The following is a 12,688-nucleotide window of genomic DNA, read 5'->3' as shown; positions in this document are numbered from 1 at the left end:
GGGTTTGGGTGGAGCTGGTCGTAAGAGGGTGGGTGTGGTCATACATGAAAAAAAGCCAACGGAAATCACAAAATTGTGATTTCCGTTGGCTTTCTTTGACCTTACATCCACTTCTCGCCCCAGTCTTGAATGGATGCGATGATGGGTTCGAGATCATGGCCTCTGTCCGTAAGCTCGTATTCAATACGAACCGGCATCTCGGGATAGACGGTCCGTTTCACGATATGAATCGCTTCAAGCTCCTTCATGCGGTCGGTCAGCATCTTATCGCTCATATCAGGAATTTGCTCTTTGATCTCTTTGAACCGTTTCGGTCCGCCCAGCAGTACCCGAATAATCAGGCCTGTCCATTTCTTGCCGAGCAGTTCGGCGGCGGATTCGTATTTTGGGCACATTTTCGAGTAATCCAACCGTATCACCCCTCTTCTGCTTCTATTGTACCATATGTACTAAGGAAAGGTAAGTGAGATTAAGCTGGAATACGATTTTAACTTTATATTTTATATTCGCTTGACTAAAGTAAGTAACTATATTATGATTGGTCCATCGAACAAAACAAATTTTCTTACGTTCCTTCGATTGGAAGGGAACAGAAAGGGCGGGTTATAAATGTTAGACACAGGACTTCTTATTATTCGGGTTGTAATTGGGTTGTTGTTCATTGGGCATGGTGCTCAGAAGCTGTTCGGGTGGTTCGGCGGTTATGGGCTGAAAGGTACTGGAGGCTGGCTGGAATCGATCGGGATGAAGCCTGGCGTATTGATGGCGTTCGCTGCTGGTGTATCGGAGTTGGCGGGGGGCCTGCTATTCGGTCTAGGACTCGTGACATGGCTTGGTGCAGCACTGTTGATCGTTACGATGTTGGCGGCAGCTGTGAAAGTGCATCTTCCTAACGGTCTCTGGGTTACGCAAAATGGTTATGAATACAATCTCGTTCTGATCGTCGTTGCACTCGGCATTGCCTTCACCGGCGCAGGCGAATATTCGATCGATCATTTGTTGAAATAATAGACATGAACACGGCGGTTACACGACTCGATTGATAACTTTTAACTTCAAAGGAGACCTATCTATGATCGCCATGTATCCAGCAGATCAACGATATCATGCCAGCCACGGCTGGCTTGAGTCGTACTTCAGCTTCTCGTTCGCCGATTATTATGATCCGAACAACATGCAATTTGGGCCGATGCGTGTATTGAATGATGATTACATTGCGGCGAGTGAAGGGTTCGGCATGCATCCGCACCGCGAGATGGAAATCGTCACGTTAGTACTAAGCGGCCGGCTTGAACACCAAGACAGTATGGGTAACCGGGCGAACACGACGTGGGGAGGGATCCAGCGCATGTCGGCGGGAACAGGCGTCTTCCACTCGGAAATGAATCCGTCGGAGGAGGAGCCTGTCGAGCTGCTGCAAATGTGGTTCATGCCAGCGTCGGGAGGGCTCGAGCCATCGTATGAGACATCATCGTTCGATCCGCAATCGCTGAGCGGTCAGCTTGTACCGATTGTAAGCGGGAACGCTCAGCTGCAGCAGGCTGGCAAGGTAGCTGTCATTCATCAAGACATGACGATGTATTTGACCGAACTGGCGGAGGGTCAATCGGTACAATTCCACCAAGGAGCAGGACGCCGTGTATTTCTGTTCGTACTGGAAGGAAGCGTTAACGTGAAGGGCGGGCCAGATACAGCGTCGCTCGGGCGTCGGGATTCCGCCCGCATCGAAGGGCAAGCTGAATTGACGATTGCAGGTCAAACAAAGGGCAGCAACCGAGTATTGATAATCGATCTGCCATAAGAAGCATTCCAACCCAACATTCATCAGTTATAAAAAATAAACAGACTGCACCTTGAAACACAAGTTTCAAGGTGCAGTCTGTTTACTCGTCTATGCGCCCTCGCCCAATCATGCGTGTGGATGGCAAACTAGGCAAATCGTAGGTTGGTTCTTATCCTCGGGGTGCAGTATAATAGGCTCAGCGGCTTAACTAACAATTGAGCGACAACATGGCTGGATAGAGAGGGAATAGTCGGGAGATGGCGGAAGAGGATTGGGGATTTTTTGAGCGTCGAGCAAATGGCGAGCATCTGCGGCTGCTTGTCAATTCCGGCTACAAGGACGCTTATCCTATACAAAACTACAATGAACTAGTGTCCATCACGGTGAATGTATATCGCTTGTCGCACAGCGGCAAGAAGAAGATGGATGCAATAGCGGAGCTGGAGCGCTGGACGGCTCGGCTTGAAGGCGTCATGCGAACCGCTGGTAATTACTATTACGTAGGACGGCTTCATACCGAGTCGAAGCTTGAGTTTTATTATTATGTGAACGAGGCATTCGATGAAAGCACCGTTAGAGCGCATATTAACAGCCAACAGGACGTTCGGGCGCAAATGTATCGGAAGCCCGATGCCGAGTGGGAGTTTTATGCATTCATGCTGCCTGACGATCGGGAACAGCTGCTCATTCACAATGCACAGATGGTATACGCGCTAGCGCATCATGGCGATCAAATCAACCGCGAGCGGACCGTGTATCATTGGTTGCTGTTTCGTCGCAACGATGATCGTGTCGGTATCAAGAGAACGCTCGAGAGCATGGGCTACCGGATCGAAGAAGGCAAGAAGGGCGATCCTGAGCCGGATTACCCGTATCCGCTTGTCATTAGCAGAACCGATGATGTACGGCTGGATACGCTGAATCGGCGCGTTGATGAACTGTATCGGCTGCTCAAAGGGAGCGAAGGCAAATATGACGGCTGGGGATCGGCGATGCAGCTGTCATTGTCAGCCCGTATTCGCGCGGCGGTTCGCCGGGTTTTCGGAGGCGCCGCGAACGGCAAACGCAATGGGCTGCCGAAGTAAGGTGCTGCAACTACAATAAAACGGTTATTCTGTTCCGCATACAGACTTTGATCTGTGGGATAGAATAACCGTTTCTTATTTGGAACGATCGCTCACAACCTAATAATAACGAGACCTGCGAGCGTGAGAGCGAATGCAGTCCATTGCTGCTTCGTCAGCCGCTCGCGGTACAGCACGATGGAGCCGAGCGCTACGATCAGGCTGTTGGTTGCGAAGATAGGCGCGGCGATGCTTGCTTTGCCAGTTTCCAGCGCGACTGCATAGAGCTGTAATCCAGCGTAGGAGAAGATGCCTGCGAGAAGCCCCCAACGGAAGCCTATTCGGCTTAATCGTACAGGATCCGGCGCAGAAGCAGGGACGATCCGCTGCCGCTCGGAACGGTCGAGGAGCCCGAACCAGAGCATCGATAACGCGTAACCGACGAGAAGAACCGGCGCGCTGGACAGATCAAGCTGCTCGGTAACCTTCAATCCGCCATTGCGAATAGCGAACAGCAGGACAGCCGCAGCGACAAGCAAGAACCAACGACGCTGGGTGACGCTCATCGATTCCCGGAAACGAATCGAAATCAGAACAACGGATAAGAGCAGCAAGGCGATGCCGACAGCTTCGGCCGCCGAGACGGGCTCTCCATAGACAACAATGCCCATGCCGATCACAAGGGCGATGTTCATATTCGTTAGCGGCGAGGTCAGGCTGGCCGGACCGCATTCGAGAGCTTTCATGAATAAGGCATTGCCCCAAGCAGAGCCTGCGCCGATGATAATACCAGCGAGCAGCAGGCGCCAATCCGAAAGCCCGTCCAGCGTTCCCTCAACAAGACTATGTATGCCGAAGCCGAGCGTACCCGATACATAAAGTCCGTACAGCAGGCCGTTCGACGAGCCGCCCTTCATCTGGCTGACCTTCATCCACCAGCCGGCCAGACCGAATAGGATGGCGCTCCCGATTGCCGTTAGCAGCCACATGCTCGTATTGGCTCCTGACAGCGGGTGCTTGCCCCGATTATTTTGTAATGAAAGTGTAATGTTCCTGTTACGGTCCCATTACATAAGCCGGCTATTATAATAAGCAAGACCCCCTTTTTTAATATAAAATTTTGAGCCTTCCCTAGGGAAGGCTCCTTTTTTTGTCTCATGATCGGAAATCAATGCTTCTACGCTTCGGCCTCGTTACAGTTGTTCTTACAAGCTAACCTCGACGCGCTTCTTGTTCTTGTAATATACCCAATGCTTAAATCCGATTTCCTTCAGCTTTGCTCGTACGAGCTCCCAATCATCGCCGACGCGGGACGGGGCATGCGCATCTGATCCGAAGGTGACCTCGACGCCATAATGAAGCGCGCGCTCCAAGATCGCATTCGACGGATACCAGCCGCCGACATCCTTCATCTTACCCGAAGTATTGATCTCGATGGCAACGCCGCATTCAGCGATGACACGCAGCGTCTCGTCAACGGTGTCTTGCGCAGGCAGGTCGGAGAAAGCGGGATAATAGGCTTTCATCGCATCGATATGGCCGAGAATCTGGAATGCGCCCGTTCTAGCCGAGTCGGCAATCAGCTTGTAATAACGGCGCTTCTCTTCAATCTGCTGTTCTTGGTTCAGATGCTTCCAGCGATTGCGGTTGAAGATGCTGACGCCGCTCGTCTGATGCACCGATCCGATGAGATAGTCGAACGGATAGTTCGCATATACATTACGGTAAACGTCGAAGACATCGGGGAAGTAGTCCGATTCCATGCCGAGCAGCACGTCGATTTTACCTTCATATTTGGCCTTCAGACGCAGTACCTCTTCGATGTAATGGGTGAGTTCACCGCGTGCCATGGCGATTTTCGGAAAAGGCTGTTCTTCCGCATGCGCAAAATAAGGGGAGTGGTCGGAAATGCCGATGACCCCAAGACCTGCTTCAATTCCGGCTTTAATGTAATCCTCGATTGTCCCATCAGCATGTCCGCAGCGATAATGGTGCGTGTGCAGATCGAATTTCATCGGCTTAGCCTCCTGACTATTCAGTGCTTATAAATTGGTTCTCCGGCATACCCTTCAAATCGCTGATAAACTGCTTGATCGCAGAGTTCAAATAACGTCCGCTTCGATACACGACGCCTACCGGATGTGCCAGCTCCAACTCGTTCACCTTGATCATTCGCAATGTGCCCAGCTTCAATTCATTCGAGATGGACAGCTTGGAGACGACGGCAGCGCCAAGGTTCAGTTCGACCATCCGTTTCACTTCCTCGCTGCTGGACAGCTCCATGACGATATTCGGTTGAATGCCGTACTTATTGAACAACTGATCGACGAATCTTCGGCCGAAAGTGTCGGGAGACAGCATAATCATCGGAATGTCCTTCAGGGCATCGACGGTTGTATGCTTCAGATGGCCCATTGGGTGGGAAGGCGATACAACGAGCTCATACGTGTCATAGTACAAGGTAGAGGTCTCGATATTGTTGTTTTTCTCGGGGATATACGTAATGCCGATATCGAGCGTGCCTTGTTCGACTGCAGGCGTGATTTGCGAGGAGGGCATGGAATGAATGGTCGTCTTGATCATTGGGAACTGGTTCTGGAAATACGTTAGGACGCGCGGCAAAATTTGAACGGCAATCGTACTTGTTGTGCCAAGAACGATATGGCCTTGCGGAATTTGATTCAAATCTAACAGCTTCTGTTTCAATTCCTCAACTATGTTTAGTATGCGCTCGGCATGCTCGAGAAACACCACGCCGCGGTCGGTTAGCGTCACAGGCTGGTTGCGGTCAATGAGCACCGTTTTGAACTCGTCCTCAAGACTTTTGATCTGAGCGGAAACGGCGGGCTGCGTCAGATTGAGTATTTCGCCTGCTTTACGGAAGCTCATCGTCTTGGAAATCGTAAGGAGCGTTTCAAGCTGGTTTATATTCATGAACAGCCTCCTTGTCTGTTGGTTTTTCTGTCGCTTAATAAGCAAATCATGCAACAATGATAAGAGATATTTATCACATTTACATTTATTATAAAGGAAATAACCGAATGAGGCAAAGGTGTAAGTACTTCGTGGTTTAAAGTGATGCTTCGTGATCAAAAGCGGTTTCAATCTTTACGTAACTTTAAGGAGGAGAAGGGTACCAATTGTCGAAATGATCACGTATATTTTATGTGACTTGGTCATATGAGGAGGCTACAAGTTGAGCAATAAGAAAGCAGTTCGCGGCTGGCTTATGTACGACTGGGCGAATTCGGCTTTTGTTACAACGATGATCGCGGCTGTAATGCCCGTTTATTACGATAAAGTGGCAGGGAAGGGTTTGGGAGAGAACGTTTCCACGGTCTATTGGGCGAATACGCAGAGCATCGCTGCGCTTATCGTTGCGATCCTATCGCCCATATTAGGCGCAATCGCCGACTTTACCGGCTCGAAGGTTAAGTTTGTAAGCTTCTTCGCGATACTTGGTTCCATCGCTTGTTTGTTATCTGCACTCATCGGCGAAGGAGATTGGCTGCTTGCTTCCGTTCTCGTCATTATCGGTACAATTGGCTTTGCTGCGGGCAACACATTTTATGATGCGCTGCTGGTCGATGTGGCTGGTCCTCAGGAACGAGACAAGGTGAGCGCGCAGGGCTATGCTTGGGGTTATCTAGGCGGCGGCGTACTGTTAGGCGTTAACGTTGCAATGATCCAAGCTTGGGAAACATTTGGCTTCTCGAGCAGTGAGAGCGCAACGCGAACCGTCTTCGTGACCGTTGGTGTTTGGTGGCTGTTGTTCGCCATTCCGATCTTTCGTCATGTGAAGGAGCGCAAGCCGGATGGCAGCACAACGGCCGCAAAAGCGGTTAAACAGGCTTTCGCAAGACTCGCCCAGACGTTCCGACGAATCAAGCATTATCCCGAGCTGCTTAAGTACATGGTTGCTTATTGGTTCTTCAATGACGGAATCAATACCGTTATCGTAATGGCGACGGCCTACGGCAGCAGCATCGGCATTGAGATGGGAAATCTCATTACAGCGCTGCTTATTACGCAGATCGTCGGGTTCCCGAGCACGCTGCTCTTCGGCCGCTATGCTTCCAAGCTAGGTGCCAAGAAGCTGCTGTACATCTCATTGGGCATATATATCGTGATTGTCACGCTTGGTTTCTTCATGGAAAATGCGCTGCACTTCTATATCCTGGCAACGATGGTCGGCCTAGTACAAGGCGGCAGCCAGGCAATTGCGCGATCCATCTATGCGGATCTTGTGCCGAAAGCACGCGCAGCAGAGTTCTTCGGCTTCCTGACGATCTCGAGCAAATTCTCGTCCGTGGCGGGACCATTCGTATTCGCGCTCGTTGCGGGCAATACGGATTCTAGCCGGCTCGGTATCTTATCGCTGATCGCCTTCTTCGTTATAGGCATTGTGCTGCTGCGATACGTGAACCTGAACAAAGGAAAGCAGGAAGCGCTTGCAGAGGAAAGCGCTTAAGAGGTTAGACTTTAAGTTCGTTCCAAATAAAAAGGCAGGGCGCTCGGCAGATCAATATGCCGAATGCGCACCGCCTTTTTGCATTACCTTGCATTACGTTGAAGCAGTAACTCGCTACTGCCGGTGGGGTTATGAGGCGAGTGCCGCCTCTTCAGAGCCAATCCTTCTTGCGGAACAGATAAAACATGCCGAGTCCGAGCAGGATCATGAAGCCGAGCAGAATATAGGACCCGTTGTGAATATGCAGGCCGGGGATGAAATCGAAGTTCATTCCGTATACGCCTGTAATAAACGTCAAGGGCATGAAGATCGTTGTTAGAGCAGTGAACACGCGCATGATTTCGTTGGCGCGATTCGACAGACTCGACTGATAAGCTTCTCGTAAGTTGCTCATCAGATCGCGGTACGTATCGAATGTCTCGGAAATCTTGACGGCGTTCTCGTAAATATCGCTGAAGTACTTCTGGAGTTGATCGTCAATGAGCTTGAGATCCTTCTTGTTGAGCGTGGCAATAACGTCACGCTGCGGACCGAGTACCTTCTTCAGCCACAAGATTTCGCTTCGCAGACCGATAATTTCGTTCAGATGCGTCTTCTTCGTGTGCATCAGAATGTCTTCTTCAAGATTCTCGATGCGGACCTCGATGCGATCGCCGACGAAGAAGTAGTTGTCGACGACTAAGTCGACGAGATGGTACAAGAACCGGTCAGGTTTATTGACCTCTTGCTCCCATAGAACAGGCTTCAGCGAGCGGAGCTCATTAATTTTCTGTTTCGTAACCGTAATGATGTAATGCCGTCCGAGAAAAATATTAAGCGCGCGGAGAAAAATCTCCTCGTCATCAAATCGAATGCTGTTAATAACGATAAAATAATGGCCATCATGAATTTCGATCTTCGGCCGCTGCTCCTCTTCGCTGAGACAGTCCTCTACAGCCAGATCATGCAAGCCGAATAACGGCTGCAGAATAACCAGATCCTCCAGATCGGCGTCTATCCAGTAGAAGCCGTCCTTAGGTGGAGCAAGTACGCTTTGAATGTCATCTGTCGGGGTGAAAACACCGTTGTGAACGTGGCGGATTTTCATGCCGCATTCTCTCCTCTCGTCATGTCATCCGATGCCGGACGGCCATGACGAACAGGCGCGCGTAATAGCCACGCCGGGTAGACGGCTGAATCGGCTGCCGGAATATCCGAAAGCTTACAGCTCGTCACGCATGGCAGGCGGAAACGGGACGCCAGTTCGGCCGTCGGATCGCTATGCGCGAATCATTAATCTGCGGACTAGACCCATCGCCTTCCATGCCTTTACCCCCTTACGAATGGATAATTTACCACATAAGAATTTATAAGTTTCCGAGTTATTGGAAAGAACAAATTCTTATTGGCGATAAAACCTACCTTAAAACGCGGCCGCTCACCGCTGAATGGCCTCGATGTAGGTTTTCTCAATGGTATAGTCTGTGTAATTCTTGTCTAGTATACTCCTGCAAGGGTACCCGTACAAGAAGATTTGTAAGCGGCGTTACACTGAGGGGATAACCGCGCCGCGCAGCGATCGTGAGCGATTTGACACAACGGTTTAAAGTATGCTGAATTCGGCATGTTTTGCCAATTAGGACGGGCTAATTTCGGCTTGACGCATCTATGTCAAATAATCTATAGTATAGACTATATTGAAGCTCCGTATGTGTACGACAGATGGCATTGCCGAACATCGTGCTCGCGGATTCATGCAAGGCTCCTCAATTGAATATGGATCTTTCTTATCAAGAGCAGGCGGAGGGACTAGCCCGATGAAGCCCGGCAACCGGCATTATGCACGGTGCTAATTCTTGCGGATTTGAGACAGTCGTCTTGGGTCTGGGAGATGAGAGAGTTTATGGATATATTTATAAACCCCTCTCATTATTTGACGAGCGGGTTTTTCTCGTTTTAAATAACCCGCTGTTCAACACGATGCAGCTTTACCGACCACAATTGCGCACGAAATCCGTGCAGGACAGAAGGAGTGAATGAACAATGCCGATTAAAGTACCTGATCATTTGCCGGCAAGAGAGATTTTGGCGGAAGAGAATATTTTCGTCATGGACGAAAGCAGAGCGTATCATCAAGATATTCGACCGCTTCGCATTGCGATCCTGAACTTGATGCCTACGAAGGAAACGACCGAAACGCAATTGCTGCGTCTGATTGGCAATACGCCGCTGCAGATCGAAGTGGTGCTGTTGCACCCGGCGACGCATGTATCGAAGAATACATCCGCCGAGCATCTGGAGATGTTCTATAAAACATTCGATGAAATCGAAGACCAGTGGTATGATGGGCTTATTATTACGGGTGCACCGGTTGAGCATATGCCGTTCGAGGACGTCAACTATTGGGAAGAGTTGCAGCGCATTATGGATTGGTCGAAACGCCGCGTTACTTCGACGCTTCATATTTGTTGGGGCTCGCAGGCGGGTCTGTATCATCACTACGGTGTGCCGAAACATGATGTCGATAAGAAAATATTCGGCGTATTCCCGCATACGACGGAGAAACAGAACGTTCCGCTTCTGCGCGGCTTCGATGAATTGTTCTTCGTTCCGCAATCGCGCCATACCGAAGTTCGCCGCGAAGATATTGAGAAAGTGCCGGAGCTTGAGATTTTATCCGAATCGGATGAATCGGGTATCTATATTGTAGCGAGCAAGGACGGCAAGCAGGTGTTCGTATCGGGCCACTCCGAATATGATCCGCTGACGCTCAAATGGGAATACGATCGCGATGTATCCAAAGGAATGGATATCGAAGTGCCGGTCAATTACTTCCCGAACAACGATCCTAAGCGGTTGCCTCGATCCTCTTGGCGTGCGCATGCGAATTTGCTGTTCTCGAACTGGCTGAATTACTATGTGTACCAAGAGACGCCCTTTGAAATTGACATGGGGGCATATATCTAATCGCAAGCACCACCGTTTCTTACTATTCGATGCCTAATAAAGGAGCAATCGTCCATGAACATTGAAAGCCGCTTGGCACAAATCGGATCTATTAAAGAACCTAAAACAGGTGCAGTCAGCTTCCCTATCTACAATTCGACTGCATTCCGCCATCCTAAGCTTGGCGAAAGCACAGGCTTCGACTATTCCCGTACGAAGAACCCGACGCGCTCCGTATTGGAAGAAGCGGCAGCTGAGTTGGAGTCCGGAGATGCAGCATTTGCCTGTAGTACCGGTATGGCTGCGCTCCAAGTCGTATTCTCTATGTTCAGCCAAGGCGACCACTTGATCGTGTCGCTGGACCTGTATGGCGGTACGTACCGTCTGCTGGAGCGGATCATGTCCCGTTTTGGCGTAACGGCTTCTTATGTGGATACGAATGACATCGATGCAATCGGCGAACTGGTTACACCGAATACGAAAGCGATTCTGATCGAAACGCCGACGAATCCGCTCATGATGATCACGGACATCGAGCGCGTCAGCGCGTGGGCGAAGTCCAAGGGACTGCTCACGATCGTTGACAACACGCTGCTCACGCCGTTCTTCCAACGCCCGCTCGAGCTTGGCGCTGACATTGTGGTACATAGCGCGACCAAGTATCTCGGCGGCCACAACGACGTGCTTGCCGGCTTGATCGTTACCAAAGGCAAAGAGCTGTCGGAGCAGATTGGCTTCCTGCATAACTCGATCGGCGCAGTGCTTGGCGCGCAAGATTCCTGGCTGCTTATGCGCGGCATGAAGACGCTGGCGCTGCGCATGGAGCGTCATCAATACAATGCAACGAAGATTGCTGAATACCTGCTCGAGCATGAATCGATTGAAGAAGTGTACTATCCTGCACTGCCGCAGCATCCGGGTCACGAGGTCCAGAACCGTCAATCGTCGGGCAACACGGGTATTTTCTCGTTCAAAGTGAAAGATGCCCGCTACATTGAACCGATTCTGCGCAATATCAAGCTGATCGCATTCGCTGAAAGCCTTGGCGGCGTCGAGTCGCTAATGACTTACCCAGCGGTTCAGACGCACGCTGATATTCCGCTCGAGATCCGCCAGAAGATTGGCGTGGACGAGCGTCTGCTTCGTTTCTCTGTCGGCATCGAGCATGTGGACGATCTGATTGCCGATTTGTCGCAAGCGCTGGAAGCAGCGAAGCGCGAGATTGAGGAGGCGTAAGGAAAGATGAGTACGCCGAAGACATCGAAGATTACGTATGATTTTGACAAAGTCATTGACCGTTTCGGTACAGCTTCCTATAAGTGGGATCAATCGGAGAAGCTGTTCGGACGCGCTGATATACTGCCGCTGTGGGTAGCGGATATGGACTTCGAACCGCCTTATGAAGTCGTTGAGGCGATCAAGGAGCGGGCGAATCAAGGCATCTACGGCTACACGATTCGGACGCAGGGTTATCACGATGCCGTACGCGGCTGGTTGTCCCGCCGCCATGGCTGGGAGATCAAGGATGAATGGATTACATCCAGCCCAGGTATCGTACCTGCTCTGAGCCTTGCGGTTCAGGCATTCACGAAGCCGGGAGATAAGGTTATCCTGCAATCGCCGGTTTACTATCCGTTCTATGATGTCATTAAGATGAACGACCGCGTCGTTGTCGACAATGCGCTCATTCTGGATACGGACGGCCGCTACAAAATCGACTTCGATCTGCTGGAGCAGCAAGCGGCAGACGGAGCGAAGCTTATGTTGTTCTGCACGCCGCATAATCCGGGCGGACGCGTATGGACGCGCGAAGAGCTGGAGCGTGTGGGTGAGATTTGCGTGAAGCACAACGTGCTGATCGTAGCGGACGAGATTCATCATGACCTCGTTTATCCGGGCCATAAGCATTATGCGTTCGCGGGCTTGTCCGAAGCGTTCGCGCAGCAATCGATTACGTGTATCGCAACAAGCAAAACGTTCAACCTGGCAGGTCTGCAAGCGGCAACGATCATCATCCCGAACGATGAAATCCGCCGCAAGTACAACTATTTGCTCAAGACGTTGTCGATTCATATGGAGAGCTATTTCGGATTGACGGCTGTTGAGAGCGCGTATAATCATGGCGACGAGTGGCTCAATCAGTTGATGGTTTATCTGGAGGGCAACCTCAATTACCTCCTCGACTTCTTGGCAGAACGTCTGCCGCAGATCAAAGCGATGCGTCCTGAAGGAACTTACATGGTATGGCTCGACTGCCGTGCCATCTCGGAAGATCCGAAGGCTCTCAAGAAGCTGATGTTCGAAGAAGCGGGCGTCGCATTCAGCGAGGGTTCGGTGTTCGGCAAGCAGGGCGAAGGCTATCTGCGCGTAAACCTTGCATGCCCTCGCTCGATTCTGGTACAAGCGCTGGAACGTTTCGCTCAAGCGATTGAAGCGCGTAACTAG

12 protein-coding genes and 1 riboswitch are annotated in these 12,688 nt (G+C 50.8%); of the genes, 7 read left to right on the top strand and 5 right to left on the bottom strand.

All coding sequences use genetic code 11. From position 1 onward, the window contains the following. Positions 1–101 precede the first annotated feature (101 nt). Positions 102–410 (bottom strand): winged helix-turn-helix transcriptional regulator, encoded by a 309-nt coding sequence (locus tag SBI19_RS08765; protein WP_317967098.1) that lies wholly within the window; start codon positions 408–410, stop codon positions 102–104. A 199-nt stretch (positions 411–609) separates the two neighbouring features. Between SBI19_RS08765 and SBI19_RS08760 the strand changes: the two genes are divergently transcribed. From SBI19_RS08760 to SBI19_RS08750, 3 genes are all read left to right on the top strand, one after another. After that, positions 610–1,008, top strand: a complete 399-nt coding sequence (locus SBI19_RS08760; protein ID WP_317967096.1) for a DoxX family protein — start codon at positions 610–612, stop codon at positions 1,006–1,008. A gap of 64 nt (positions 1,009–1,072) precedes the next feature. Continuing rightward, a complete protein-coding gene (locus SBI19_RS08755; RefSeq protein ID WP_317967094.1) occupies positions 1,073–1,801 on the top strand; it encodes a pirin family protein in 729 nt (242 codons plus the stop codon). A 239-nt stretch (positions 1,802–2,040) separates the two neighbouring features. After that, on the top strand, positions 2,041–2,868 hold the full coding sequence (locus SBI19_RS08750) for a DUF695 domain-containing protein (protein ID WP_317967092.1): 828 nt from the start codon (positions 2,041–2,043) through the stop codon (positions 2,866–2,868). A 92-nt stretch (positions 2,869–2,960) separates the two neighbouring features. Here SBI19_RS08750 and SBI19_RS08745 read toward each other — a convergent pair whose 3' ends face one another. The 3 genes from SBI19_RS08745 to SBI19_RS08735 form a co-directional block, all read right to left on the bottom strand. Then, positions 2,961–3,836: an EamA family transporter gene (locus tag SBI19_RS08745; protein WP_317967090.1), complete on the bottom strand. Its 876-nt coding sequence runs from the start codon at positions 3,834–3,836 to the stop codon at positions 2,961–2,963. Positions 3,837–4,052: 216 nt separating this feature from the next. Then, positions 4,053–4,862, bottom strand: coding sequence for a histidinol-phosphatase (locus tag SBI19_RS08740; RefSeq protein ID WP_317967088.1), 810 nt, complete (start codon positions 4,860–4,862; stop codon positions 4,053–4,055). 16 nt (positions 4,863–4,878) lie between these two features. After that, positions 4,879–5,781 (bottom strand): LysR family transcriptional regulator, encoded by a 903-nt coding sequence (locus tag SBI19_RS08735; RefSeq protein ID WP_317967086.1) that lies wholly within the window; start codon positions 5,779–5,781, stop codon positions 4,879–4,881. Between the two features lie 262 nt (positions 5,782–6,043). Between SBI19_RS08735 and SBI19_RS08730 the strand changes: the two genes are divergently transcribed. After that, a complete protein-coding gene (locus SBI19_RS08730; RefSeq protein WP_317967084.1) occupies positions 6,044–7,318 on the top strand; it encodes an MFS transporter in 1,275 nt (424 codons plus the stop codon). A gap of 151 nt (positions 7,319–7,469) precedes the next feature. Here SBI19_RS08730 and corA read toward each other — a convergent pair whose 3' ends face one another. Further along, on the bottom strand, positions 7,470–8,405 hold the full coding sequence (gene corA, locus SBI19_RS08725; protein ID WP_317967082.1) for a magnesium/cobalt transporter CorA: 936 nt from the start codon (positions 8,403–8,405) through the stop codon (positions 7,470–7,472). Between the two features lie 676 nt (positions 8,406–9,081). Next, a riboswitch (SAM riboswitch) is annotated at positions 9,082–9,195 on the top strand. Positions 9,196–9,340: 145 nt separating this feature from the next. Between corA and metA the strand changes: the two genes are divergently transcribed. From metA to SBI19_RS08710, 3 genes are read left to right on the top strand one after another with little or no spacing between them, the layout of a single operon-like run. After that, a complete protein-coding gene (metA, locus tag SBI19_RS08720) occupies positions 9,341–10,264 on the top strand; it encodes a homoserine O-acetyltransferase MetA (RefSeq protein WP_317967080.1) in 924 nt (307 codons plus the stop codon). 54 nt (positions 10,265–10,318) lie between these two features. Further along, a complete protein-coding gene (locus SBI19_RS08715; protein ID WP_317967078.1) occupies positions 10,319–11,479 on the top strand; it encodes a PLP-dependent transferase in 1,161 nt (386 codons plus the stop codon). A 6-nt stretch (positions 11,480–11,485) separates the two neighbouring features. Next, positions 11,486–12,688 (top strand): MalY/PatB family protein, encoded by a 1,203-nt coding sequence (locus tag SBI19_RS08710; protein ID WP_317967076.1) that lies wholly within the window; start codon positions 11,486–11,488, stop codon positions 12,686–12,688.

The sequence above is a fragment of the Paenibacillus sp. CCS19 genome (assembly GCF_033239625.1).
Classification (GTDB): domain Bacteria; phylum Bacillota; class Bacilli; order Paenibacillales; family Paenibacillaceae; genus Paenibacillus_T.
Note: the sequence above shows the minus strand (reverse complement) of the source record. Positions and strands in the feature narration are given on the sequence as shown.

What these genes read in the sequence shown, in the direction of transcription:
- corA (WP_317967082.1), bottom strand. Translation starts at nt 8,405, where the DNA reads ATGAAAATCCGCCACGTTCACAACGGTGTTTTCACCCCGACAGATGAC.
- SBI19_RS08715 (WP_317967078.1), top strand. Translation starts at nt 10,319, where the DNA reads ATGAACATTGAAAGCCGCTTGGCACAAATCGGATCTATTAAAGAACCT.
- SBI19_RS08710 (WP_317967076.1), top strand. Translation starts at nt 11,486, where the DNA reads ATGAGTACGCCGAAGACATCGAAGATTACGTATGATTTTGACAAAGTC.
- SBI19_RS08745 (WP_317967090.1), bottom strand. Translation starts at nt 3,836, where the DNA reads ATGTGGCTGCTAACGGCAATCGGGAGCGCCATCCTATTCGGTCTGGCC.
- metA (WP_317967080.1), top strand. Translation starts at nt 9,341, where the DNA reads ATGCCGATTAAAGTACCTGATCATTTGCCGGCAAGAGAGATTTTGGCG.
- SBI19_RS08760 (WP_317967096.1), top strand. Translation starts at nt 610, where the DNA reads ATGTTAGACACAGGACTTCTTATTATTCGGGTTGTAATTGGGTTGTTG.
- SBI19_RS08735 (WP_317967086.1), bottom strand. Translation starts at nt 5,781, where the DNA reads ATGAATATAAACCAGCTTGAAACGCTCCTTACGATTTCCAAGACGATG.
- SBI19_RS08755 (WP_317967094.1), top strand. Translation starts at nt 1,073, where the DNA reads ATGATCGCCATGTATCCAGCAGATCAACGATATCATGCCAGCCACGGC.
- SBI19_RS08750 (WP_317967092.1), top strand. Translation starts at nt 2,041, where the DNA reads ATGGCGGAAGAGGATTGGGGATTTTTTGAGCGTCGAGCAAATGGCGAG.
- SBI19_RS08740 (WP_317967088.1), bottom strand. Translation starts at nt 4,862, where the DNA reads ATGAAATTCGATCTGCACACGCACCATTATCGCTGCGGACATGCTGAT.